This window comes from Marinobacter sp. DUT-3 (assembly GCF_050379435.1).
Classification (GTDB): domain Bacteria; phylum Pseudomonadota; class Gammaproteobacteria; order Pseudomonadales; family Oleiphilaceae; genus Marinobacter.
Window position 1 is genome coordinate 140,403 of sequence record NZ_JBNRMG010000009.1, and the last position, 25,367, is coordinate 165,769.

The window sequence follows — 25,367 nt, forward strand, 5'->3', positions numbered from 1 at the left end:
AAGTCTTCTATTCCCCGGCGTGACTGATCAATACGCCGGGGGCTCCCACCTCCAGCTTTTCCCGGATGTGCGCCGGTATTGGTGTCTTTGCCATCTCCGAGGGCTGAATCAACACGTAGGTAATGTCGGCCTCGGCAACCAGTTGCTCATCGCCATAGCGGACAAACTCCAGGTGTAGGGTAAACGAAGTGTTACCAAGACGACCGATCCTGATCCTGGCCTCCAGCACATCATCAAACCGCGCCGGAGCCCGGTAATTCATCGTCAGGCTCACCACCTGAATGTCGAGATCCTGGTCCAGCAGGTTCTGGTAATCCCCGAACAGGGTACGGATGTATTCGTTCACGGAAATATCCACAAAGTCCGCGTAACGGGCGTTGAAGACGACACTCTGGGCATCGCATTCACCGTAGCGGACGCGGAAACGGAAGCGGAATGGCTGGTCAGTCTGTTCAGTCATCGTTACTCAATCTGAAATATGGGTGGACCCACAGCCTACCCCATCAACCGATCATTTTCTGCCCGCCATGCCGAGCGACTCTGCGAAATAATCCAGCAACATTCGCACCTTTGGCGACAGGTGACGGTTGTGGGGATACACGGCCCAGATACCGTCATCATCCTCCCGATAATGGGTCAGCAGCGGTATCAGTGCACCGGAATCCAGTGCCGGCTGAACGTAGTAATCCGGCAGCTGGACGATGCCAATGCCCTTGAGCGCGGCATCCAGCAGGGCCCGCCCGCTGTCGCAGCGGACGTTGCCGCTTACCCGGATATTGCGGGGTTTGCCCGCTTCCTGAAAGCGCCAGTAATCGAGATTGCCCTGAAGGCAGTTATGGTGCTCCAGTTCAGACAAGGAATGAGGTGTGCCGTGGACAGAGAGATAAGCAGGTGAGGCACACACATACAGGGTGCGGGAGGCCAGGCGTCGAGCCATCAGGCTGGAGTCCTCGAGCTTACCGAGCCGCACCGCAAGATCGTATCCTTCGGCCACCAGGTCCAGTGTCTGGTTGGTGAGGTTCATTTCGACGTCGAGTTCCGGGTATCGCAATACAAAGTCATTGACCAGGGGCGCTATCGACTTCTCTCCGTAGGTCACCGGTGCCGTCAGCCTCAGTCTGCCCCGGGGTACCAGCTGCATGTTCGTGATAGAACGTTCCGCCTGCTCGAGGGCGTCGAGCACCTGCCGGCAATGCTGGTAGTAGATCTGACCGGCTTCGGTCGCGGAGACTCTTCGGGTCGTTCTATAAAAGAGGCGGGTGGATAGACGCGCTTCAAGGGCAGCGACCTGCCGGCTGACCTGGGCGGTCGAGACACCCAGTCGTTTCGCGGCGCGGGTGAAACTTTCTGTTTCTGCCACCGCGACGAACTCGTTCACGCCTTCCCAATGATACATGTCCTGCCCTATGCCGTTTCTTTCGGCCTTGATTATTGCACACAGGTAAAAGTGATTTAACGAAATGCTCCATTATCAATCAAGTCGAGGTAAATACAATGGGCGGATGAGTCGGGCGGCTTCCCGCCTTCCACGTATGACCAACGGAGAGCGTTATGACTGAGATGATCAAATCAAAAGCGGCGATTGCCTGGGGACCAGGCCAGCCACTGTCAATTGAGGAAGTAGATGTCATGCCCCCGCAAGCGGGAGAGGTTCTGGTGAAAGTCATCGCCACTGGCGTGTGCCACACCGATGCGTTCACCCTCTCCGGTGAGGATCCGGAAGGCAACTTCCCGGCGATTCTGGGCCACGAAGGCGGCGGCATCGTGGAAGCGGTCGGTGAAGGCGTCACCAGTGTCGAGATCGGGGACCACGTCATCCCCCTGTATACGCCGGAGTGTGGCGAGTGCAAGTTCTGCCTGTCTGGCAAGACCAACCTGTGCGGTAAGATCCGTGAAACCCAGGGTAAGGGGCTGATGCCCGATGGCACCAGCCGTTTCTATAAGGACGGCCAACCCATCCATCACTACATGGGCTGCTCCACCTTCTCCGAATACACCGTGCTGCCAGAGATCTCCCTGGCCAGGGTCAACAAGGAAGCACCACTGGAAGAAGTCTGCCTGCTGGGCTGTGGCGTGACCACCGGTATGGGCGCGGTGATGAACACCGCCAAGGTGGAAGAAGGCGCAACCGTGGCGATCTTCGGGCTCGGCGGCATTGGCCTGTCTGCCATCATCGGTGCCACCATGGCGAAGGCCAGCCGCATCATCGGTATCGATATCAATGAGAGCAAGTTCGACCTGGCCCGCCAGCTGGGCGCGACCGATTGCATCAACCCGAAAGACTACGACAAGCCGATTCAGGAAGTGATCGTCGAGCTGACCGAGGGCGGCGTGGACTATTCCTTCGAATGCATCGGTAACGTCGATGTGATGCGCTCTGCCCTGGAGTGTTGCCACAAGGGCTGGGGCGAGTCTGTCATCATCGGTGTCGCCGGCGCCGGCCAGGAAATCTCCACCCGTCCGTTCCAACTTGTGACCGGCCGGGTCTGGAAAGGCTCCGCCTTCGGCGGCGTCAAGGGCCGCTCCGAGCTGCCGGGCATTGTCGAACGCTACCTGCAGGGTGAGTTCAAGCTCAATGATTTCATCACCCACACCATGGGGCTGGAAGACATCAATGAGGCCTTCGAGCTGATGCACGAAGGCAAGAGCATTCGCAGCGTTATCCATTTCGACCAGTGATTGTGATGGCCGCCTGCCCTGCCCGGCAGGCGGCCCGTCGACGGAGTGTCCAATGACCCTTGAAAACCTGAGCAGCAACAAAAGTTTTGGTGGCTGGCACAAGCAGTACAGTCACCCTTCCGACAGCCTTGGCTGCGCCATGCGCTTCGCGATTTACCTGCCGCCGCAGGTCGCCAACGGGCAAAAGGTACCGGTGCTTTACTGGCTGTCCGGCCTGACCTGTACCGATGAGAACTTCATGCAGAAAGCCGGTGCCCAGCGCGTGGCAGCGGAGTTGGGCATGGCCATCGTGGCGCCGGACACCAGCCCGAGAGGCGAAGGTGTTGCCGACGATGAGAGTTACGATCTGGGCCAGGGCGCGGGTTTCTATGTCAACGCCACCGAAAGCCCCTGGAACCGGCACTACCAGATGTACGATTACGTGCTGAATGAATTGCCGGCATTGATTGAGTCCGTTTTCCCGGTCACTGACCAACGCTCAATCGCCGGCCATTCCATGGGCGGTCACGGAGCTCTGGTGCTGGCACTGCGCAACCCCGAACGATACCAGTCTGTCTCGGCGTTCAGCCCGATCTGCAATCCGGTCAACTGCCCCTGGGGCAAGAAAGCCTTTACCGCTTACCTGGGCAGGGACACCGCTCGCTGGGTGGATTACGACGCTAGTCTGCTAATGCGGGAGGCGCGGCAGTTTCTACCAGCTCTTGTCGACCAGGGGGACGCGGATAACTTCCTGGCGGAACAGCTACACCCGGAAACCCTCGAGTCAGCCGCGGCCAATAGCGGTTATCCGCTGGAGCTGAACCGGCGCGAAGGCTATGACCACAGCTATTACTTCATAGCCAGCTTTATCGAGGAACATCTCCGGTTCCATGGTCGTTACCTCGGGTAATTCGCTCGCATTATCAAATGACGGGTATCCGGATTTAATGGTTAATGGTGGCTCTAATGTCCTTCTCTTTCTCTTTACACGGCCACGAACGGGGCCTCGCGATGGCGGCCGTCGGTGTCACGATCCTGAGCTTTGACAGCTTGCTGGTCCGGCTGGCGGCGACGGATGGGTGGAACATCATCTTCTGGCGAAGTGCCCTGATGGGACTATCGCTCGGCTTGCTGTGCCTTGACGGGCGCCGGTTGGCGACGCTGCGCGGGAATCTTGGCGCCTCACTGTGCTCCGCGATACTGCTGGGCATCACCTCCAGCCTGTTTGTCCTGGCTGTCATGAACACCAAGGTAGCGAATGTGGTGGTCATCCTGAGTGCCGCCCCCCTGTTTGCTGCCATCTTCACCCATTGCTTTCTGCATGAGACTGTGGCTATACGAACCTGGCTGGCGATCATCTCGGCCATGGCCGGCATGCTGATCGTCTTCTCGGGTTCGCTGACCAGCGACGGCCTGGTCGGCGATGTCTATGCGGTGCTCGCAGCGGCCGCCGTCGGGGGTAACCTCACCCTCTTGCGCCGGCACCCCAACCTGGACAGAGTTCCCCTCATTGCCATAGGGGGCGGCTTATCAGCGCTGGTTGCCTGGCCGATGGCAACGCCACTGGCCCTCACGACACAAAGCTACGGCGTATTGGCCCTGATGGGGCTATTGCAGATGCCATTGGCCACCGTACTGATCAATAGTGCGACCCGTCATCTGCCGTCGGCGGAAGTTGCCCTGTTCTATTTGATTGAAGCCGTGCTTGGCACCCTGTGGGTTTGGTGGTGGCTGGGTGAGCAACCACCAAAGGCGACCCTGCTGGGCGGTTCTTTGATCCTGTTGACGCTCTTCGTCAATGCCTGGTTTGGCCTACGAACCTCCCGGATGGTGCAGCCCGCTGGCGAGTACCGCACCCCGTAGCGATCAACTCACTCGTCTGGAAGCAACTTCTACATACAACAATTTGTCCGCCCGTTGCACCTCACCCATCAACAACCACCAACCTGTGCTATGTTCATTGGTACCCTCCCAAACAGGCAGGCGGTGCACATGAGCAACCCCAAACACACGTTGTTCTGGATGACACTATTCCTTGCCGTTGTGGTGGCTGTGTGCGCGCTCATCCACGCGCCCCTGACCACAGCGTTTATGGCCAACTGGGTCTTCAACCTGTTGATCGTCTGCGTGCTGATCATCGGCATCGCGCTGACCTATCGGCAGGTTTTCATACTGTTCCCCGAGCTGCGCTGGATTGCCCAGTTCCGTACCGGCAACGCCGGGCTTTCGGTGCTGCAGGAGCCGCGCCTGCTCAAGCCGCTGGCGAAACAACTGGGAGACGAATACAAGCGTGATCGTTTCACCCTTTCCACGCTTTCTCTGCGCACGGTGCTTGATGGCATCCACTCGCGCATGGACGAGCAGCGGGAGATCACCCGCTACTTTATCAGCCTGCTGATTTTTCTCGGGCTGCTGGGCACATTCTGGGGGCTATTGGGCACGATCAACGCGGTAGGTGATGTCATTACCAACCTCAACATGGACCAGGACGATTTCGGGGTCGTGTTCGCCGATCTGCAGGCGGGCCTGCAAACACCGCTGCAGGGCATGGGCACTGCGTTCAGTTCTTCCCTGCTGGGGCTGGGTGGATCACTGATCCTGGGGTTTATGGACATCCAGGCGGGCCACGCCCAGAACCGTTTCTATGACGGACTGGAAGAATGGCTGACCAGCGTCACCAACCTCGTGGATACCGTGGAAGATCATGGCCAACAGATCGGGTAATGCCTCGTGATCGGTTCCAAGCGCCGCGCCCGCAGCACCATCAATGTCTGGCCGGGTTATGTGGATGCCCTGTCAGCACTGCTGATGCTCATCATTTTCATGCTGCTGATTTACGTCGTCAGCCAGCTGTACCTGTCTCAGACCCTGTCCGACCGCAACATGGAACTGGCGCGGCTGAACGATCGCCTGAATGATATTTCCCGCCTGCTAGGCCTGGAGAAAGACAAGAATACCGTGCTCCAGAGCCAGCTGGAGGCGAGCGTGACCCGCAACGAAGAACTCCAGATGCGTTTTGAAAGCGTGCGAAACCAGCTCATGCAACAGTCAGCCGAGGCACAGGCCCGGGAAGAACAGCTGAACGCCCTGAGCCAGGCGATAGAAGAGCGTGAACAGGCGTTGGACGAGAAAGACGAACTCTCCGCCAGCCAGCAGGACATGATCCTGCGTTTGTCCAACCAGATTGCAGCCCTCGAATATCAACTCAGGCAGATTGCTTCCGCCCTGAAACTGCAGGAACAGCAAACGGCGGAAAAAGAAGCCGAACTTGAGGATGTGAGCCGGCGACTCAACACCCTGCTGGCAGAGCGGGTGAATGAACTGGAGCAATTCCAGTCGGAGTTTTTTGCCCGGTTACGGAGAATTCTGGAGGAAAACGAAAATATTCGTGTGGTCGGCGACCGCTTCCTGCTGCCATCGGAGCTGCTGTTTGCCTCCGGCTCGGCGCAACTGGGCGAGGATGGTCAGGGCGAGCTGGATAAACTGGCGGCGGTGTTACTGGATGTGGTCGAGCGGATACCGGAAGACATCGACTGGATTCTGCGGATCGACGGCCACACCGACGTGATCCCCATCAACACGCCGCAGTTTCCGTCCAACTGGGAACTGTCCACTGCCCGGGCGGTGGCGGTTGTTCGCTACCTGGCCGAACAGGGCATTCCCGAGCGGCGCATGGTCGCAGCCGGCTTCGGCGAATTTTTTCCTGTTACCGAAGGCACCTCACCGGAAGCACTTCAGCAGAACCGGCGAATTGAGCTCAAGTTGACCGACCGCTAACCTCAATCTTACCCACTTCCCTGATATCTCAAAAGGTTATATCTACCTGTCTGCCACTGCGGCCTTCTGAACGTTGGACGGATTCAATCCGCCCAATTGTAAATCACTGTAAAATCCGGCAATTACGGCGCAAAAACTGGTCAATTTGCCGCCCCTACCCGACTTTTCGGCCAATGCCCGCGCACAAACCAATGCCGTATGTTCCGAACCATTAACAATAAGAAACATTCTGAAACATTTCGCCAACCATATACCTATCTTACGCGCCGACGGATCACCGGGCGACAACAAAGAATCAAAAACGTGAAAAGGATCACACACATGACTCAACTCCATAAATTACTGCTGGCCGGGTGCATCGCATTGCCCGCCAGTTGGGCACACGCCGACTCTGAACATTTTCCGCTTTCCTACAGTTTTATCGGCGCCGAAGTGGGCTACGTCGATTCCGGTAACTCCAAAGACAAATCTTCCAACATCGACAACCTCTCCAACTATCCGGAATACGGCCTGACACTGGGCCACCAGTTCACGCCCAACTTCACCCTGATGGGAGCGTTCACCTACGGCGACGCCGAAACCCGCTCGACCAACATCGATACCGATATTCTGAGAGGCTCACTCGCGGGCCGGATTCATCCAGGCAAGTTCCGACTCGCCGGCTGGCGGCCGTTTGCCGGTCTGGGATACAGCTATACCGACATTGACGTGGACGGCGCGCCCAGCTCCAAGACCGAGGACGCCATCTACCTTGAGGGCGGCTTCCAGCGCATGATGACGAAGCGTTTCGTTTTCGAAGCCGGCATACGAGCCCGCACCGAAGTCGAAGATGGATACGTGGATGGCCAGGCTTTTGCCGGCGTCCAGTTCCTCTTCAACCGCTCCTACCCCGAGCGTCCCAAAGACACATTAAGCAAACGTCCGGAGCCCGTGGCGCCACCAGCAGATTCTGATGGCGATGGCGTTGTGGATCCCCGCGACCTGTGCCCTGGCACCCCGAAAGGCGCACTGGTGGATTCCGACGGTTGTGCCAAGGAGCTCACCAAAGAAATCAAGGAAACCCTGTACGTCGAGTTCGACCTCGATGGCACTGACGTGAAACCCGAGTATTTCGATGAGATCGGGCGCCTGGCGGATCTGATGACCCAGTATCCCACCAGCCGGATGCTTCTCGAGGGCCACACCGACAGCACAGGCAGCGCACGTTACAACCAGAACCTCTCCCAGAGCCGTGCCGACTCGGTGATGAAGGTATTGGTCAAGGAATTCGATATCAGCTCTGAACGCATCTCAACTACGGGCATGGGGGAGTCCCAGCCCATCGCGGACAACGCGACTGATGAGGGCCGCGCGCAGAACCGCCGGGTAGAGGCCATCCTCACCGGCAAACACACTGAAATAATGAAAAAATAAAGAGGCTCAACATGGCTAATATCCGATATCAACTGGGGGTGGGTGTCACGGCCCTTTCCCTGATGATCGCAGGCTGTGGCGGTAGCGGCGGCCCCAGCGATCCACGCATTCCCGCGGAAAACACGCCTTCCGGTAACAACGACTCAAATGTCGGCGGCGATTCAGAAACCTTTTGTACTTCCGAGAGCACGACTTTCGAAGTCGCCGAGTTCGTGCCCGAAAATGGCGAGCAGGGCGTAGAACTGAACCGCAGCCTTCGAGTGACCTTCAACGCCGATGTCGATGCGGCCACTGTCAGCCAGAACTCACTGCCGCTGACAATTAATGGCAACGCGACTGTGGTGTCCGCTACCTACAGCGTGATGGGCAAAGCGGTTGTGATTAACCCCAACCAGAATCTTCAGCCCAACACCGACTACATGGTGAGCGCAACGTCTGACCTGCGCGCCCTTTGTGATCAGGAAGGTGATCGGACCAAGAACCTGACCGAAAACGACTCTGCCGCATTCAAGACAGGTAGCGAAGTGGACGGTCAGGGACCGTCAGCTGTAGCCTCGTCGCCTGAGGACGGCGAAACGCTGGCTCCGACGGACACCAACATCTTTGTTGAATTCGATGAAGAGATCGACCCCCAGTCCGTCAACGCAAACAACTTCACCGTCACGGAGATCGACGAGAACGGCAACCCGGTTGCTAACGTCGAGGGTGTGATTAACCCGGTTGGGAACTCCATCGAGTTTGACCCCGACGCCAACCTGGACTTCCAGACGTTCTACGAGATTGCCGTCGATACCACGATCACGGATCTTGCGGGTAACACCCTTGAATCGGAAGCGACCTATACCTTCCGCACGGGCGGCCTGGTTGTCATGCTCGATAACACCTTGCTGGCAGAGCCTCAGACAGCCCAATCCGGAGAGGGTTTTAACAGCGGGATACTGGTCGATGGCCTGCATACTCTTGGTGGAACCCTGTTGTCCGCCCTGGAATTCGGTGAATCCGAAGACGGCCTGAACAGCGTTGATAATGCGCTGATCCTGCAGATTCCGCTGGTGGAAGACCTGCTCACTGCCCTGACAGGCTTGAGTGCTGGTGAAACTCCTTCCCTGGAAGGCACAGATCCCACCGACTACTCATCCGCGCTTGTCGCTGTTTGTGATCCGAAATCAATCAGCACCACGGATCCAAAAGCAGATTGCGCCCTTGGCCTGGACCTCGGTCTGGATGCAACCCAGCTCCAGAGCCTGGCCGATGCCTTCACGGGCGGGAACCCTGAGCAGATTCCAGCTCTGATTCAGGCCATGGCAGAGACCTTTGCTTCTGGCGACTTCAACAACCTTCCGCCGGAATTGTCGGAGGCTCTTGGAGGTCAGCTTTTCCCGGCTAACGATGGGTTCGGTGTCGAGTTCCGACTGGTGGACGACAGCAGCCTTCCCCTGCCGGCCCAGGGCGAAGACGCCCTGCTGGAAGTGCTGGATGCATTCAACGCGATTCCGGTGCTCGGTGAGCTGTTCAACTTGAATGATGACAAGGCATTGGTCGATCTGGGTCTGTTTGAGGGCTCCCTGCTGGGTGTGGATTTGGGTGGACTGGCTTCACTGGATGTCCTGAGTGGTACTGAGACATTCATCGGAGAGAAAGGTGTTCTCAACCTCGGCGGCTCCCTGTTCGATATGCTGCTGGAAATGGTTCCCGAGCCGGGCGGTACGCCAGGCGATATGCCGATCGACCCCGAGGATCTGCCTCTGATCGGCGATCTGCTGAACATGGAAGACAGCCCGCTGGATCCCGCCCGTCTGGGGGAGCTGGCTGAAATGCTGGAGCTGCCTGAGGGCTTCGAGTTTGATCCAGAGACCCTGCCACTGATCGGCGATATCCTCTCCGCGCTGCCCAGTGACTTCCCGGGCGAAGGCGGTGAAACGCCAGGGCTGGATGATCTGCCCGTGCTGGGCGACCTCGTCCAGTTGCTGGATCCATCCAGCCTTGAAGAGCTCGACGGCGACCAACTGACATCCATTCCGGTGTTGGGGGATCTTGCTGGGCAACTGCTGGAGTTGAGCGATGGCGGCGAGGTGGATTCACTGCCGCTGGTTGGTGAGCTGACCACGCTTCTGGACGGCGGCGATCTGGGCGGCGATAGCCCACTTGGCCCACTGACCGATCTGCTCAATCCGGATCAACTGAGCGATACGTCGCTACTGGATGATCTCCTGGGACTGCTTGGGCTTTAATTCCAGGCAGCTGACCTACAAAAAACCCGCCAACTGGCGGGTTTTTTGATGGCTGAACTAAAGGTGATGCAGGCTTACCGACTCAAAAGTGAATCACCGACCGAATACTCTTACCCTCATGCATCAGCTCAAACGCCTCGTTGATATCCTCAAGCGGCATATTGTGGGTAATAAACACATCCAGCGGAATTTCCCCTTTCTCGGCCTTTTCCACATAACCCGGCAATTCCGTCCGGCCTTTCACACCACCAAACGCAGAACCCTTCCAGACCCGACCGGTCACTAGTTGGAACGGACGTGTACTGATTTCCTCGCCGGCGCCGGCTACGCCGATGATGATGGATTCGCCCCAGCCTTTGTGGCAGCACTCCAGGGCTGAGCGCATCACGTTCACGTTGCCGATGCACTCGAAGGAGTAATCCACACCGCCGTCCGTCATTTCAACGATGACTTCCTGGATTGGCTTGTCGTAGTCATTGGGGTTCACCACATCGGTGGCGCCCAGTTGCCTGGCAATATCGAACTTGCCCGGGTTGATGTCGATGGCGATGATACGGCTTGCCTTGGCCATGGTCGCGCCGATAATGGCGGCCAGGCCGATCCCGCCGAGGCCGAAGATGGCCACCGTCGCGCCCTCTTCCACCTTCGCCGTGTTCAGCACCGCACCTATACCGGTAGTGACGCCACAGCCCAGCAGGCAGACCTTATCCAGCGGTGCGTCTTTCGGGATCTTTGCCAGGGAGACTTCCGGCAACACGGTGTATTCAGAGAAGGTGGAGCAACCCATATAGTGGTAGATCGGCTCGCCCTTGTAGGAGAAGCGGGAGGTGCCGTCCGGCATCACTCCCTTGCCCTGGGTTTCACGCACGGAACCACACAGGTTGGTCTTTCCGGAAGTGCAAAATTTACACTTGCCGCATTCGGCAGTGTAAAGGGGAATCACATGGTCCCCCACTTCCACGGAGGTGACGCCTTCGCCGACGGCCTCAACGATGCCGCCGCCTTCATGCCCAAGGATGGCCGGGAAGTTGCCTTCGGAGTCGGCGCCGGACAGCGTGTAGGCATCGGTATGGCACACGCCGGTGGCGACAATGCGTACCAGCACCTCCCCTTTCTTGGGCGGTGCAACGTCCACTTCCACAATTTCCAGCGGTTTGTTGGGGGCAAACGCCACCGCAGCACGGGATTTAATCACTTTCAGGCTCCTTTCGGATACGTTGGCAGGTTCAGCGTTTTACGCTGTTACCTCATTGTAGATGACCGTATCCACTAAAAGGACTGTTTCACGCAATTCCGTCCGGATTCCTTCGCGCTGTACAACGCCGCGTCTGCACGCTGAATGAGTTCATGGGGCGTATCGCCAGGGCGAAACGCGGCAACGCCCACACTGATAGTGACGGGTTCCGGAATCGAGAAACGGTGGCTTTCAATGCTGCTCCTCAAGCGATCAGCGACCGGAACGGCGCTGTCCAGGGAAGTCTCCGGCAGGATGATCAGGAATTCCTCACCACCCCAGCGACCGGCAATTTCCGACTCACGAATGCCGTTGCTGACCAGGGAAGATACGCTGGACAACACCGCGTCCCCCTCATTATGGCCGAAGCGATCGTTAATCGACTTGAAATGGTCCAGATCAAAAATGATGAGCGAAAAGGTGCTGCCGTACCGGGTGCAACGCGCCACTTCCTGATCCATGAAACTTTCAATCTTGTGGCGGTTGTAGAGACCGGTCAACTGGTCATGCACGGCCTGGTAAGTCAGTGAATGCAGCAGCTGATTACGGTTCAGCGCACTGCCAAACAGGTTGGCCATCAGCTCTGCGGTCTGCGACCTCTGGGGCGTCCACGGATTAACCGGGGCGGTCATCTGAATGCCCAGGATACCCGACATCCTGTCACCCCGATGCACCATGGCCAGCAGAACCGATTGGTTGCTTCTCAATGCCAGCAAGTCCTGCAGGAACTCCAGTTGCGGGGGAATGTCACGTTCCGTCGAGAAAATCACGCTCGCCTTACCCGCAAAAACCTTGGCCAGGGCCGCGGTGATAACCGGATATTTTCTGGCAGTGTGCTGGCACAGTGCATTAAAGCCCTCACCAGCCCACTCGTGACTGATCCACACCTGCTGACTGGCTTCCTCCAGCTGACACAGGAACACCCGATCCGCGCGGTAGAAACCACCCAGGGCCCGGCAGGTGCTGGTGAGTCCCTCGTCGGTCTCCTCGGGATCGAGAGTTAACAAATCCGTGCTGATACGACGGACCATCTGCTCTGAAAGCACCATTTGTTCCAGCTGACCCTTCGCCTGATGGCGCTCGATGGCCAGACTGGCAATGGCGATGGGGTCGGTCAGGGCATCAATGTCATCATCTCCTGGCGTCCAGGGCTCATCGTGATACACATCAAAGGTGCCCAGTAATTCCCCGCTGCTACCGAGGACCGGTTCGGACCAGCAAGCCCGCAACCCTGCCAGCTCGGCATCGTCACGATAACGATCCCAGCGGTCATCGGAGCGCACATCCCGCGTTACCACCCGCCCGCGGATAAACACGGCTGTCCCGCAGCTGGCCGCGCCAAAGGCCACGGGCACGCCATCCAGTGTTTCACGAAACGCTTCCGGAATAGACCGCCCGCCGACCCATCGCAGGCGGGCGCCTTCTACATTGTGCACCATGACGCCACAGCGCGCGCCGGCCATCCGGGATTCCGCCATTGCAGCAAGGTGATCGAGTGTCGCGTGCAAGCCATTATCGTTAGCCATGGATGTCATGGCCTTGTGGCGATAGCGATCGGCTTTTTCGGCGTGTTTGCGGTCGGTAATGTTCACGCCAGTAAACATCAGCGCCTGCCCGCCCTTGTAGGAAATGATGGAAAGTGAGCTGTCGAGCCAGACCGGACGGCGGCCGACGGGCTCAAAATACCACTCGAATTTCTGTAAACCGGAGCGCCCGGTCTTGTAGATGATTTCTTCAAAGTCCAGCAAACTAAACGGAGCGGCTGACCATGCGTCCGGCTTTTGCATCACGCTGGCGGTTAGCTGTTCTTCGGTCCTCGCGCCAAAGGCCGTCATGGCGGTTTCATTGGCGTACAGTACCGACTTGTTCGAACGGTCCAGCAGCATCACCGCGATGGCGGACTGGTCGAACAGCGTGCGGAGATCCCGGTCTGCATTGCGCAGGGACCGGCTGGCAGAGCCCATTTCAAGACTGAGTCCCTGCACCCGGCGATTCAGGCGTTGATATCTCAAAACAGAGAGCACCAACAACGCCGCCAATACGGCCGTCAAAAATGGAAGAGCAACGGCCAGAGCGTTCTCTGAAAATAATGCCCAGTAATCCGATACTGCTGAGTCCACGTAGTCGCCGTCCATGCCTGAAACTGGATTCACTAATTCACTATAGACACATTTTCAATGAGTTGTGTTGTGTTTTGGTTAGCATTCACGACAGTGACCGACATATTGCCCGGATTCACGCCGAGTGCTGCCAGCAGGGGAGCCACCACGCCTTGAACCACGTCACTGGCAACGTCTTCCAGCAGGATAGTAATCGGTGTTACCAACGCGTTGGCCACACTCAAAATACCCGCACCCAAGCCGCTTGTCCCGCACGTAAGATCCAGCGACGTAATATCCACATTCGCATCAAAATCATCTGCCGAATTTCCCGAAGCCAGGCTCTTTCTGGCGCAATCACCATCCGCGCACTCAAGTGGGTAGTTGTGAATGACCGATGGCAGGGTCGTCTCACCGTACAGGTCAACGGCCAGACCGGCATCTACACACAGTTGCTCGGTATAGGTTCCCAATAGAATGGTATTTATCGTGAGCTCCAGGATCTCAGCGTGAACATCCCCCGGAATCACCGTGCCAGTGCCGGGATCAATCCGGCCTGTCTCTATTTCAACAGCGGTATCCACCAGATCAAAGCCCAGGGAAACGTCATTATCATTGCCGCCACGGGCGCAATCGCCGGACACAAAGCTGCCACGACCGCCGCCAGCCTGAACAGCCAGTGGGATGTCGATATCCTCAAGGAGATTGAGATCTATCAAACCAAGAGACAGGGTTGATATCAGGCTGTTAATGGTGCTGTCGCTCAGCCCGGCCGAGATAACGGCTTCAAGCCTTATATCCGCGGATTGGAACTGAGTTACCCATTCTCCATCGGAATCCTGCCGCGCCGGGCCATACACGATCTTCGGTGGTTCCGCTACGTGCAACCCCAGCGCGACATCCAGGTCAGCCAGTTCACCGATAGAGCTGGTCAGGCTCTGCAAAAGTGTGGACTCCGACGTCTGCAGATTCAGAGTCAGGAGCGACCCGGAATCGCTCAAAACCCGGGCGCTGTTCATAACGGTACTGATCACCAGGTCGTACACCGGAAAACTGGCATTCGCCGGTACATTCGCACCCTCGACCACCTCAAGCACATCGCTCACATAGAGGCCGCTGATACCGGTCGCACCGGTCAGATCATCCACCAGGCCGCCAATGGGTTGCGCAGCCCCACCCACAAGCCCCGTCACTTCCGTCAACAGATCAACGAGAGGTTCGTCGACCAGATCCGCCACACTGGCAACCCCCATCCGCTCCAGCAGGTCACCAACATTAACCAGGGTATTTTCAAGACTGTCCAGCTGGGTTGGACTGAGGCTGTAGGAAGGATCGCCCAGAACAGCACCCACCAGATCGCCTAATAGACCACCCTCGACATCAGCAGCGGAGCCGGCCGCGCTGATTGTGGCGTTCACTTCCTTGCGCACGGCGGCGGAGGTCTCAAGGGTAATGGAGCCTACAGGAATAAGCCTTGAAATAGGCTCTTCACGGGTCATCGATACCCGAACACCGTTACTGCGATTGAGGGCGGACTCCGGAACACTACGAAACACCAAATCGGTATTTTCCTCCGAGGATTCCAACAGACCGGGCAATACCTCCAGGGCCCCGCCATCCCCGTCGTAGCCGGCAGCCTGGGCCGCGGCCAGAGCCCTGGCCGTCATGGTAGACATCGCTATATCCGCACCGCCACAAGCCTGGGCGCCGTCGGCAGCGGCGCTGGCGGCGGCGTTTACCTGATTCTGCATTTCCGAGTTCAGGGCCAGAAGGCGGGCACTATCAACCGCCAGCACCATAATCAGAACGATGGCGGAAACAGCCAACGGCGCGAGAAAAATCAACGCTCCGCGCTGGCTACGGAGGTTTTTATTCCTCCCCACGGGATGCCTCCGCCATTTTGTCGGGAATAGCTCGCCGGAAGGTCTCTGCGATCCTCTCCTGACTGTCCACATAAGCCTGGACGGAAAGTTCACTTTCTTCCGGTGCGCCCGATTTTGCCTGCCGGTCCAGTTTCTCGCGCACTTCCGGTGTTTTCTCCGCCACAATCACGGAATTGGACAGCCCATACTCCGGTCGTTCCTGAGCAATCGCGGATACGGACAACAACATGAGACACATCAACAGGACTCTACTCATCTTAACCTCTGTAACCTGGCAGCCAGTTTTTCGGCATGGGCGATTTCATCCATGGACAAATCGTACTGATTCCGCAGCATGGCGAGGCCGGAACTGTCATCGGTAATAACGTAACTCGCCGCGAGATTCTGGCGCACAGCACCCTCGCCATCGGCAAGCTCAAAGGCCGTCCGCAATTCGAACACAGCTTCCTGGTAGCCACCTGTCAGTAGCAGGCCGTAACCATAATCATTGCGCACATCGGATGATGACGGCGCCAACTCCCTGGCCTTTCTGAGTTCACCGACGCCCTGGCTCAGTTTTCCCTGTTTCAGGTACACCAACCCCAATCCGTGATGCCCCATGGCGGAATCGCAGTCGGTCGCCAGCGCCTGAAAAATGTCCTCTGCCTGGGCAACCTGTTCGGTTGAAGCCAGAAGCTGTCCCCGCCTTACCCAGTGCTGTTCAGTTTCAAGCCCCTCACTTTCCAGCTTGGCCAGGGCCGCATAGGGCTGTGACCGGGACATCAGGGAATCCACCGCGTCCAACTGCAACTGATGCTCAGGCTGCAACGTGGTGGTGCAGCTCACCTGAGGTAGTGAGTCCACACCCTGACTGCTGCCGGTTCCCATCGTTGCGCAACCGGTGACGCCCAGTGTCATAGCCAGCAGCATCGCTCCCCGACTGCCGGTGTTTTTAAGTGTTCCCATAATGTCTCCTGACAGGGTTTTTTATTCGTTTGTCGATCCGGAAAGCTTTCAACGGCTTAACGTATCGACTATCGACATCACAGCCGGGCCGCCAATCAAAAGGAATAAGCCGGGCAACATGAATGCCATCATCACTATGGTCATCTTTGCACCAACCTTATTGGTTTCCTCGCTTATGCGGTTACGTTCCGTTTGCTGGGCCTCTTTAATGATACGTTCAAGGCTCGACGTGACACCCGCTCCCAATGTACCACTCTGCTTCATCAGGTTTACGTAACTCCGAAGCACCAGTATTCGACGGTTTCTACCCAATTCATCCAGCGCGGCAGTTCTGTCAGCGCCGCTTTCCATCACCCTGTTGAACCGATCAAGGCGACTCGCCAGATGAGGCATAATCGGCCTTGCCTGAACCGCAATGAGCCTCAGTGCACGCTCAATGGAAAGCCCGGCTTCCATCAGCATTCGCGTCATATGACACAGCTCGATGGCCTCAAGGTTCTGTTTTTTCTCTGCGTTGGCCCCCATCGTCCGAATAATGCGGCGGGGCAGGAGAAACCCCACAGCGGCGACGACCACACCGGCAATAGGTCCCGCGACAATAATGCCGAGCACGATGACTACCAGAGGGAAAAGCCAGCATAATGTCAGGTAAGTGGCCTGGCTCTGCTGACGGCTGCGCCCTGTAGTCTCAAGAGCAGCTTCCATATCCTCGTAATCGCCCTGTATTGCCGACAGACTGGTGAAGCTTTCACCGAACTCCGCGAGAAAGCCGGAGATATCGTCATCAGCGTTAACGCCGACACCTCTGTTTCTGAGACGCTCATGAATTCTAGACCTGACGGCCCAGCGCGGAGCCATATAGCCGGCCATCCACAGTGCAAAAAGTGCTGCAGCAGCTGCCAGGAGAAACCAGGTATCAACCACGACCAACCCCCTGAATCATTCGCCACATGACCAGCATGCCAATCACCTGGAGAATCCCGGCTGTTAACAGCAACGAATGACCGGTCGAGGTATGCAGCAACGCGTCCGAGTATTCCTGGTTAATCAACACCATGAAGACCGCAAGCGCCGGGGGGATGATGGCAAATGAAATCGCGGTAAAGCGTGTTTCCGCTGTAGCTGCCATGAACTCCTGCCGCAACGCCTGTTGTGACCTTAACGACGCGGATACTTGCTCCAGCACAGGCCTAATCGACGAGCCGAAGCGTGATGTCGTACGCAGGGCAATCGCCACCAGAACCATGGAGGGCACCTTGTAGAGCTCCGCGAAATCTTCAAACAGGCGGGTATATTCGCGGCCCGCCTCCACAGCGTTACGTAGCCGGAAAACCAGGGGGGTAAAGACGGGTGACGACTCGTCAAACGCCGAAATCAGGGAGTGCTCAAGGGAACGGCCGGCGTCAATGTTTCTCAATACGGCTTCCACAACGCCCGGAAGCTGTTCATGAATGATCTGGCGCTGTTTCTGGAAACGCATGCGCCACCAGACACCAAGCGCGGTAACAACAAAGAACAGCACAACCAGTAGAACCACCACACCCCGGGACACGGCAATAAAAGCCAGCGCAAGCAGCAACACTGCCGTTATCGTCACCAGACGCCGCATACTCCAGCCGATATCCGCCTGCACCAGCAATTTTTCCAGCGGTCCGAGATCTACCCTGGCGCCGCCCAGTCCGGAACTTTCACTCGCAGCGGTCAACCGGGTTCTGATCGCCTGAATGATCTGGTGATGGTTCCGCAGATATCCCCAGACCAACTGCACTATCACCAGCACCGTGGCCAGCAAGCCTACAAGCAGGGCGCCGACAAACCAGATCTGGCTACTCACCTCGGTGCCTCCCCGGTCAGTGGCGCCATCTGATCACCGCCCTCCCGCTCTGCGCGGTACAGGGTTTCCATTTTGTAGGGATCATCCGGCGTGGCTTTCATTGCAACCACTTCGCTGACAAACCGGCGGCCGTTGGGTAGCCGGGAAAGCTGGACGATGACATCCAGTGACGAGCCGATCAAACGGCCAATGGCCCGCTCACCGGCATCGTACCCGTTCACCGCCAACAGGGTTTCAATTCGCACCAGCGCATCCCTGGCAGTGTTGGAATGAATGGTACTCATGGAGCCTTCATGGCCCGTATTCATGGCCTGTAACAACTCGATGATTTCACCGGACCGGACCTCGCCGAGAATAATCCGGTCCGGCCGCATCCGTAGTGCGTTGATGACCAGGTCCCGCGCCGTAATCTTGCCTGACCCCTCGGTATTGGCCGGGCGGGTTTCCAGACGAACTATGTGGGGGTGATTAAGCTGCAGTTCCGCCGAGTCCTCAATGGTGACCACCCTTTCATCCCTGGGGATATACTGGCTCAGCAGGTTGAGAATGGTCGTTTTGCCGGTACCTGTACCGCCGCTGATCAGGATATTGCGTCGGGTTTCCACCAGCGACATCAGGATTTCCAGGCTCTCGGAAGTCATCGACCCGCTGTTTACCAGGTCCTGGGCCGTCAGATGCTTCTGGGTGAACTTCCGGATGCTGATGGACGGACCGTCCAGCGCAATCGGGGGGATGATGGCATTAACCCGGGAACCGTCCGGCAGGCGGGCATCCACCATTGGGCTGGACTCGTCCAGGCGACGCCCCAGGGGAGCCAGGATACGGCGGATGACACGGGTTACATGGTCGTCATCGATAAAGCGGGTCTGTGCCCGTTGCAGTACACCTGACACTTCAATAAACACGTCTTCCGGCCCGTTCACCAATATGTCGTTCACGCTTTCATCCGCAAGCAACGGTTCCAGGGGACCAAAACCGGCCACTTCATCGAAAGTTTCCCGGGCCAGCAGCGACAGATCCTGCGCGGACAATGGCATCCGATGCTGGGACACGAAGCTTTGCACGTTGTCCTGAACAAAGGCATAGAGGGTTTCACGTCCGGACTTACCAACCTCCACGCCTTCTTCGTCCAGTCGCTCCACGAGAAAATAGTGAACGCGCTTCTTCAGGTCCTGGTATTCCTGATCAATTCGGGTAGCCACTCGACTTTCTCCTTAACCAACCCGTAACAGCTTGCGTCTCACATCATGCTGGCCTTCCCTGTTCTCTCCAGCCGCGTATCGCTTCAGGATGCTTTCCAACTGCTTCTGATACGAGCTTCTCTGCGGCAGTTTATGCAGCGGTAGGCCAGCATTGATGGACATCAACCTGCTGGTCCAGTCCAGCGGCAGGTTGCCCATGTATTCAATGCCAACCGCCCGTTCAAGCTCGCCCAGCGCAGGGGAACCTTTCTTTTCATAACAATCCAGCACCAGGGATTTGCGACAGTCCCGAGTCAGATGTTCACGCCAGCTATCCAGTTGCCGACGCGCCTCATGAGCATGCTCGACAATCGGCTGAATCACCATCACCAGGTCCTTGGCATGGAGGCCCACCGCACTCACCCAGAAATCAGCAACCACGGGATCCACATTGACGACGATGTAGTCGAACATGCTCATCAACTGGCTGACTGCGATAAACAGATCCGCGTTGCGATCATCACTGAGGGCTTCGGGCGACAGCTTACCCGCCAGCAACCGCAGGTTCGGAGCGTATTCCTCCAGGGCGGTTTCGATCATTGCCTGATCGAGTGATTCCGGGTTCTGTAACAGGCTTTCCAGGGTGACCCGGTTATTGCTGTCCAGGTAGAAGGCATGCCGATCCGTTGCCGACGTATCAAGTGCCAGGATACGCGCCTCCGGAAACAGCTTATTGGTGGTGAAGGCCAGGTTCTGCGCAAAAAAACGCGTATCCACCACCGGACTGGAACTGGTCACCAGGGTAATCTTGTGCCGGCCACCGGCGGCAGGCCGGGAACCGGCCGTCGCCGGCCCGGGCGTGGCCTTCAGAAACTGCTGGATCCGGGTACGGATTTCCTCGCCATCGCTACTGGCGATAAAGCAGTCCCTGGCGCCGGCACGCATGCTCCGCAGCAGGAAATCCTGGCTCACCCGACGGGTCAGTGATACCACCGCCAGATCCTCGCGGGATTTGGTGAGGGCACTGATGATCCTCAGGGCTTTTTCCGCGTCGTTTTCATCCGCCGCCACCATAACGAAGCGACTGCCGGTGGCCTCAACCAGCCGGCTGACGCGGGAAAGGTCTGATGATGCAACGAACTCCACCGGCCACATGCCATCCAGCGTTCGCTCCAGCCAGGTCCGTATGCCAATGTCATCCGCCACGCAAACCAGAATGTCGTCTCTGTTCATAGGATCACCAGCTCAGTCCGTGTTTGATGGGGCGTTCGCCGGGGCTGGAATCGGTCGCCATGTCCAGCCAGCCTGTGCTGCTGCGGTGGTAATCCCGGGCGATGGTTTCCAGCTTGCCGTTACCCTGTTTACCGGGGCTGACCAGGTGAGGTGTAACCACCATGATCAGTTCGCGATCTTCCCGTGAGACACGGTCGGAACGGAACAGCGCGCCCAAAACCGGCAAATTACCAAGCCCCGGAATTCGATCGCTGTTGTTGAAGGTGTTGCGACTGACCAGACCACTGATGATGAAGGTTTCGCCAGACCCCATGGCGACGGTGGTTTCCGTACGGCGAACCCGCAAACCGGGAATGGTAATGCCACCGGTGGTCACACCCGCGGTTTCATCCAGATCACTTACCTCAGGCGCGACCTTTAAAATGATCTGGTTTTCGCCCACCACCGTCGGTGTCAGGCTCAGGCTGACACCGAACTGTTTGAACTCCACCTGTATGCCATCATCGTCACTGCGTACCGGAATCGGGAATTCACCGCCAGAAAGAAAGGTGGCACTCTGGCCACTCAATGTAACCAGCGAAGGTTCCGCCAGCGTGTAGGCAAAACCGCCAGATTCGAGGGCGTTCAGAATACTCAGGGAGCTGTTGCCGAACCGGAAAAAGTTGAAACCATTGGTGGCAATACCATTAGCGCCGGCAAATCCCGGCACTGTTGAGTCGGGCGCCGCAAAGGACGCCCCCAGACGCCCGCCATCAAACAGCTTGGAATAGTACATTCCCAGTTCATTCAGTTCGTTGCGGTTCACTTCAACGATGCGGATATCGGTCTGCACCTGAGTCCCGAAAGGCAGCTTTTCACCCAGGGTAGAGGCGACAACGACCGGGGATCGCAAAGGCTCGGACCGACCATTGAGCCAGACGGTCAAAATCGCGACACCTTGTGACTTGGCGGTCAGCAGCAATTCCCTGTCATCTGACACCGAGACACTGGCCACCTCAGGGTCAGACGTTGCCACCTTGGCCAGCGTATCCGGGAATGTCAGCACCTTCTGCTCGCCTTTACCCAGCTTGACCGGTGCACCATCCACCATCTCATCACCCTGGGCCGCCGCGGGCATGACCACAGCAAGGCTACCCAGCAGCAGGGCCGCTATCCAGAAGGCGATCGGCTTACCGTACATAAACACTCCTCGATTCGGATCCTTCGAAAACCTGTACTCGGGTGGAAGGTGGTGCGGTACGCCGGGTAGGCGCTGGCTTGGGTGGTGACGGGAACAGATCTTCCAGGTAGACCGCCTTGACGGTTCGTTCTTCCTCCCCTGAACCTGCCTCTGCTTCCGACGCTACCTCCCGCTTCGGAGAAACCGCTACAAGCCGGAGACTGCCTTCACTGGAAGCAAGCAACAGGCGTGACACTTTGTCTTCGGGAACCGACAACACGACCGTGTTGTTACGGCGGGAATCGTTGTCCTCCCCTGCCTCCCCGTTGTAGGGAACCCCCTTGACCGCCAGAACCAGTACATTGCCCAGCAGTTTCAGGGCAGCGGGCTTGTCATTATCCGAGCGGCGGAATGAGGCAATCACGTCCACCCGGTCGCCGGGACGCAGCAAGCCGCCCACACCAGACACCTCATCCACGCCAATGGCCATGGCCTGATGGTCTTGCGGCACCAGGGTTTCCAGCACACTGTCGGTTCGCAGGTTCGCCGCCGTCAGCATCTGGCCGGCCGCCAGCGACGTCTTTATGGGTTGGCCAAAGGGAGCGTCATCAGCGCGAACGGCATCAGGCACAGGGTCGGAGGACGAAACCGGCATAAAACCGTCTTCTTTCATCACATCGCCGGGAGACAGGGCCTGGCTGGCCACCAGGTATCGATACTCCGGCGCCGCCGGCACAGTTTCAGGCTCGGATACCTGACTTTGCGAAGAGGGAGTAGCAGGTTGACTCTTGACGGACAGAAGGCCAGCAATGGCCAGGCCCAGAGCCACCAACGCCAATACCGTTGCCGGCAGTGCATATATCAGTCTTTTATTCATTATTGTGCCTTAGTCATCCAAAACTAGAAGGCCATGGTCGCTTCAGCACGCATAGAGTCGGGCATCGGGGGAAACTTTCCCAGAAAACCGAACGTCAATTGGGGAACCATGGGCGCGTCCAGATTGTTGCGGGAAATGACACAGCTCAGGAAGTTGATCCCGGCCGTCGCTGACACGTCACAATCGATGGATTCCGTTCCAGCCCTCAGACGCTGGGATCTCGATGCCCAGCTTTGTTCCAGGGTCGCATTGGCTGTGGCCACAATCTGGCCAGAGAGATCATCGGCGGAGAAACGGGTCCGATCCACCCGCAATGCTGACGAGGCGGCCTGGTCCACGACACTCTGCATTTCATATTTTCCGAAGAACAGAATGCCGTAGGTGATCGCCCCGTACAGCATAGCTATAACGAGCGGGAAGAGGAGCAGAAATTCGAGGGCGACAGCCCCTTTTTCTGGTCTCATCAAATTGCCCCGAATCAGATCGCCCTATGCCGCTCCGCCAGTGAGATCAACGCCGTCAAAGAGTGCGGTAATTTCAGGCCCGAAGGCAAAGACTGCAGCGCCCAGAACAACGACGATCGCAGCAACCAGAACGGCATATTCCAGCCCTGATGCGCCTTTCTGCTTAGACTTAAGAGACAACTTCCTGGACTTCAGGTTGACGGCAATACGGGTAGACAAGTTGTTGATGCTGTCGATGCTCATGGCAAACTCCATCGCATGTGTTGTTGTATGGTTTTAACGTAGTTTAAATGTCGCTTCTAACGCGACAGTTTTTGTTTTGTTTTTTGTTACTGACAGTCATGTTTCATTGCGTGCGTCAATTGATTCAGTTCAAGAAAATGCCACTGAAACCTGGTTCAATTGTCGAACACGTCACAGAACAATAACACCACTTCAACCCTCAAAATATTGCCCGTAATGACAAGTAAGTCAGCCATGTCAGCCAATAACCCAAGGGCGAAATCATCCCGAAACCCTCTCCAAAGCCCGGATTCCCGCGCTGTTGCCCGCCAACAGGGGCAAATGGGATACTGACCCACGAATTCAGGTACGGAACGTCTTATGTCTACGCCCCATCAGGCCATTGCACGAATCATTGACACGACCCAACCACGTAATTTGCTGGTTTGCGGTGCATTGGCGGAAAAGGCGGGCAGGCACTGGCAGTTACACAATGAGGGTGTTCGTATAACAACCTTGACAGAAACCGCCCCCAACGAAGCATTCCCATTGCCCGAGGTTCAGGACCTGGCGCTGATTACCGGCGTTCTTGAACACCTCCCGAGGGATCAGGGGGAAGTCCTGTTGGGCCAACTGAGAAACTACGGCACACATCAGATCGCTGTGGTGGTGGCTCCGGATTGGGGCTGGAGCTTTACCGACTTTATCGCCCTGGGGTTTCGGCGCCAGGCCGAACTGACCGATAATGATCACGCGTCGACGCTCTACACCTACAATATCGACACCTACAACCACAAACGGGCCTGGAACAATCCGGACAACTGGGCCAACCCCGAAATGTGGGGGAAAGCCTGGTGGTAATGGACCAACATTCAAATTGACAGGATCAAGCAGCATGCCCGTCTTCAGCCAGAAAAACGCAGAAAAGCAGTTGAACGCAGAAGCAGACAAAGTCCGGCGTGAGGATCTGGATTCCCTGCTGGCCAGGCAGCGCACCATTGAGGACAAGGTCAAAGGCAGCGGCAAGCTCAGCCGCTTCAGGGAGGACATCAAGCTGATGTTCGCCATGATCCGGGATTACTGGAATGGCAGCTACCGTGATGTGCCCTGGAAAAGTATCGCCGCCATTGCCGGCGCTCTGTTGTATGTACTGAACCCGCTGGATGTCATTCCGGATCTGCTGATCGGCATTGGCTTCCTGGATGATGCCGGCGTGGTGGCCCTGTGTCTGAAGCTCGTGGAATCAGACCTGCATCGTTATGCGGCCTGGAGAGAACAACAGGAAGAAGCGTGAAGCACACCTTTTGCGGATTGATTAAATTCTGACCTGAAGGTAACCTCGCCGCCCTTATTGTCTTGCTACCTCATTCAAATCTGGAGTAACCGTGGATTTCGCCACTCTTATCGGTCTTGTTGGCGCCATATTGCTTATCGCTTCCGCAGTGATTCTCGGCGTTTCCCCATCGGTATTCATAAATCCGGCCTCCCTTCTGATCGTTGTTGGCGGCACTTTTCTGGTGGTGCTTGCCAAATTCAGCTTTGCCCAGTTTTTTGGCGCCTTCAAGGCCGCTGCGAGAGCGTTCAAGTTCAAGTTACCTGAGACCCAGGCCAGCATCGAGGAACTGGTGGATATCGGCAATGTTGCCCGGAAAGAGGGCGTCCTCGGCCTGGAAGGCCGTGAGATCAGCAGCCCCTTCCTCAGCCAGGGTATCCAGATGCTGGTTGATGGTCGGGACGGCAACACCATCAAGCAACTTCTGAGCAAGGAACGCCTGATGACGCTCGACCATAACCGCTCCGGGGCCAAGGTTTTTACCGCCATGGCAGACGTTGCTCCGGCAATGGGCATGATCGGTACCCTCATTGGTCTGGTGCAGATGCTTTCCAACATGGAAGACCCGAAATCCATCGGTCCGGCTATGGCGGTTGCGCTTCTGACGACACTGTATGGTGCGATGATCGCTACCATGATTGCCTCGCCCATCGCAGACAAGCTGTCCCTGCGGATGACGGAAGAGGCGCGAATGCAGTCCCTGTACATCGACGCTCTCGTTGCCATTCAGGAAGGTACCAACCCGCGCATCATTGAACAGATGCTCTCCAGCTACCTCCCGCCCAAGGAACGTGAAAAACTGGCTGAGGCCGAGGGTACCTAGA

At 57.3% G+C, this 25,367-nt stretch carries 25 protein-coding genes; 10 read left to right on the plus strand and 15 right to left on the minus strand.

Going from position 1 to position 25,367, the window contains the following annotated elements:
• Positions 1-7: 7 nt before the first annotated feature.
• Both ACQUWM_RS14055 and ACQUWM_RS14060 read right to left on the minus strand, forming a co-directional pair.
• On the minus strand, positions 8-460 hold the full coding sequence (locus tag ACQUWM_RS14055) for an acyl-CoA thioesterase (RefSeq protein WP_407001515.1): 453 nt from the start codon (positions 458-460) through the stop codon (positions 8-10).
• A 51-nt stretch (positions 461-511) separates the two neighbouring features.
• Positions 512-1,396: a LysR substrate-binding domain-containing protein gene (locus ACQUWM_RS14060; RefSeq protein WP_407001516.1), complete on the minus strand. Its 885-nt coding sequence runs from the start codon at positions 1,394-1,396 to the stop codon at positions 512-514.
• 164 nt (positions 1,397-1,560) lie between these two features.
• Between ACQUWM_RS14060 and ACQUWM_RS14065 the strand changes: the two genes are divergently transcribed.
• The 7 genes from ACQUWM_RS14065 (at position 1,561) to ACQUWM_RS14095 (ending at position 10,079) form a co-directional block, all read left to right on the plus strand.
• Positions 1,561-2,679 (plus strand): S-(hydroxymethyl)glutathione dehydrogenase/class III alcohol dehydrogenase, encoded by a 1,119-nt coding sequence (locus tag ACQUWM_RS14065; RefSeq protein ID WP_428922630.1) that lies wholly within the window; start codon positions 1,561-1,563, stop codon positions 2,677-2,679.
• A gap of 52 nt (positions 2,680-2,731) precedes the next feature.
• On the plus strand, positions 2,732-3,568 hold the full coding sequence (gene fghA, locus ACQUWM_RS14070; protein ID WP_407001517.1) for an S-formylglutathione hydrolase: 837 nt from the start codon (positions 2,732-2,734) through the stop codon (positions 3,566-3,568).
• A 56-nt stretch (positions 3,569-3,624) separates the two neighbouring features.
• Positions 3,625-4,521 (plus strand): DMT family transporter, encoded by an 897-nt coding sequence (locus ACQUWM_RS14075; RefSeq protein ID WP_428922581.1) that lies wholly within the window; start codon positions 3,625-3,627, stop codon positions 4,519-4,521.
• 129 nt (positions 4,522-4,650) lie between these two features.
• The gene (locus tag ACQUWM_RS14080) at positions 4,651-5,382 is read left to right on the plus strand and encodes a flagellar motor protein MotA (protein WP_407001519.1); all 732 of its coding nucleotides are present in this window, start codon (positions 4,651-4,653) and stop codon (positions 5,380-5,382) included.
• A gap of 6 nt (positions 5,383-5,388) precedes the next feature.
• Positions 5,389-6,435 (plus strand): peptidoglycan -binding protein, encoded by a 1,047-nt coding sequence (locus ACQUWM_RS14085; protein ID WP_428922582.1) that lies wholly within the window; start codon positions 5,389-5,391, stop codon positions 6,433-6,435.
• Between the two features lie 321 nt (positions 6,436-6,756).
• Positions 6,757-7,848 carry an OmpA family protein gene (locus tag ACQUWM_RS14090; protein ID WP_428922583.1) on the plus strand — a complete coding sequence of 364 codons (1,092 nt, stop codon included), beginning with the start codon at positions 6,757-6,759 and terminating at the stop codon, positions 7,846-7,848.
• Between the two features lie 11 nt (positions 7,849-7,859).
• Positions 7,860-10,079, plus strand: a complete 2,220-nt coding sequence (locus tag ACQUWM_RS14095) for an Ig-like domain-containing protein (protein ID WP_428922584.1) — start codon at positions 7,860-7,862, stop codon at positions 10,077-10,079.
• Between the two features lie 82 nt (positions 10,080-10,161).
• On the opposite strand, the gene ACQUWM_RS14100 is transcribed toward ACQUWM_RS14095, so the two are convergent.
• The 13 genes from ACQUWM_RS14100 to ACQUWM_RS14160 form a co-directional block, all read right to left on the minus strand.
• Positions 10,162-11,274: an S-(hydroxymethyl)glutathione dehydrogenase/class III alcohol dehydrogenase gene (locus tag ACQUWM_RS14100; RefSeq protein ID WP_407001523.1), complete on the minus strand. Its 1,113-nt coding sequence runs from the start codon at positions 11,272-11,274 to the stop codon at positions 10,162-10,164.
• Between the two features lie 74 nt (positions 11,275-11,348).
• On the minus strand, positions 11,349-13,466 hold the full coding sequence (locus ACQUWM_RS14105) for a diguanylate cyclase (protein ID WP_428922585.1): 2,118 nt from the start codon (positions 13,464-13,466) through the stop codon (positions 11,349-11,351).
• Positions 13,466-15,295, minus strand: a complete 1,830-nt coding sequence (locus ACQUWM_RS14110) for a hypothetical protein (protein ID WP_428922586.1) — start codon at positions 15,293-15,295, stop codon at positions 13,466-13,468. The genes ACQUWM_RS14105 and ACQUWM_RS14110 overlap by 1 nt, the downstream gene beginning before the upstream one ends.
• Positions 15,282-15,551 carry a hypothetical protein gene (locus tag ACQUWM_RS14115; protein ID WP_407001526.1) on the minus strand — a complete coding sequence of 90 codons (270 nt, stop codon included), beginning with the start codon at positions 15,549-15,551 and terminating at the stop codon, positions 15,282-15,284. The genes ACQUWM_RS14110 and ACQUWM_RS14115 overlap by 14 nt, the downstream gene beginning before the upstream one ends.
• A complete protein-coding gene (locus ACQUWM_RS14120) occupies positions 15,548-16,240 on the minus strand; it encodes a tetratricopeptide repeat protein (RefSeq protein WP_428922587.1) in 693 nt (230 codons plus the stop codon). Before ACQUWM_RS14120 ends, ACQUWM_RS14115 begins: the two co-directional genes overlap by 4 nt.
• Positions 16,241-16,288: 48 nt before the next feature.
• On the minus strand, positions 16,289-17,164 hold the full coding sequence (locus tag ACQUWM_RS14125) for a type II secretion system F family protein (RefSeq protein ID WP_407001528.1): 876 nt from the start codon (positions 17,162-17,164) through the stop codon (positions 16,289-16,291).
• Positions 17,157-18,074: a type II secretion system F family protein gene (locus ACQUWM_RS14130; RefSeq protein ID WP_428922588.1), complete on the minus strand. Its 918-nt coding sequence runs from the start codon at positions 18,072-18,074 to the stop codon at positions 17,157-17,159. Before ACQUWM_RS14130 ends, ACQUWM_RS14125 begins: the two co-directional genes overlap by 8 nt.
• Positions 18,071-19,276: a CpaF family protein gene (locus ACQUWM_RS14135; protein ID WP_428922589.1), complete on the minus strand. Its 1,206-nt coding sequence runs from the start codon at positions 19,274-19,276 to the stop codon at positions 18,071-18,073. Before ACQUWM_RS14135 ends, ACQUWM_RS14130 begins: the two co-directional genes overlap by 4 nt.
• Before the next feature lie 12 nt (positions 19,277-19,288).
• Entirely contained in the window at positions 19,289-20,488 is a 1,200-nt protein-coding gene (locus ACQUWM_RS14140; RefSeq protein ID WP_428922590.1) for an AAA family ATPase, read from the minus strand.
• 4 nt (positions 20,489-20,492) lie between these two features.
• Positions 20,493-21,668: a type II and III secretion system protein family protein gene (locus ACQUWM_RS14145; RefSeq protein WP_407001532.1), complete on the minus strand. Its 1,176-nt coding sequence runs from the start codon at positions 21,666-21,668 to the stop codon at positions 20,493-20,495.
• Positions 21,658-22,524: a Flp pilus assembly protein CpaB gene (gene cpaB, locus ACQUWM_RS14150; protein WP_428922591.1), complete on the minus strand. Its 867-nt coding sequence runs from the start codon at positions 22,522-22,524 to the stop codon at positions 21,658-21,660. The genes ACQUWM_RS14145 and cpaB overlap by 11 nt, the downstream gene beginning before the upstream one ends.
• A 23-nt stretch (positions 22,525-22,547) precedes the next feature.
• Complete coding sequence (locus ACQUWM_RS14155; RefSeq protein ID WP_428922592.1) at positions 22,548-22,988, minus strand: TadE/TadG family type IV pilus assembly protein; 441 nt, start codon at positions 22,986-22,988, stop codon at positions 22,548-22,550.
• 24 nt (positions 22,989-23,012) lie between these two features.
• Positions 23,013-23,231 (minus strand): hypothetical protein, encoded by a 219-nt coding sequence (locus ACQUWM_RS14160; RefSeq protein WP_407001535.1) that lies wholly within the window; start codon positions 23,229-23,231, stop codon positions 23,013-23,015.
• Between the two features lie 360 nt (positions 23,232-23,591).
• Between ACQUWM_RS14160 and ACQUWM_RS14165 the strand changes: the two genes are divergently transcribed.
• From ACQUWM_RS14165 to pomA, 3 genes are all read left to right on the plus strand, one after another.
• Positions 23,592-24,071, plus strand: coding sequence for a DUF6231 family protein (locus tag ACQUWM_RS14165; protein WP_428922593.1), 480 nt, complete (start codon positions 23,592-23,594; stop codon positions 24,069-24,071).
• A 34-nt stretch (positions 24,072-24,105) separates the two neighbouring features.
• Positions 24,106-24,504: a YkvA family protein gene (locus ACQUWM_RS14170; RefSeq protein WP_407001537.1), complete on the plus strand. Its 399-nt coding sequence runs from the start codon at positions 24,106-24,108 to the stop codon at positions 24,502-24,504.
• A gap of 91 nt (positions 24,505-24,595) precedes the next feature.
• Positions 24,596-25,366 carry a flagellar motor protein PomA gene (pomA, locus tag ACQUWM_RS14175; protein WP_407001538.1) on the plus strand — a complete coding sequence of 257 codons (771 nt, stop codon included), beginning with the start codon at positions 24,596-24,598 and terminating at the stop codon, positions 25,364-25,366.
• Position 25,367 lies beyond the last annotated feature (1 nt).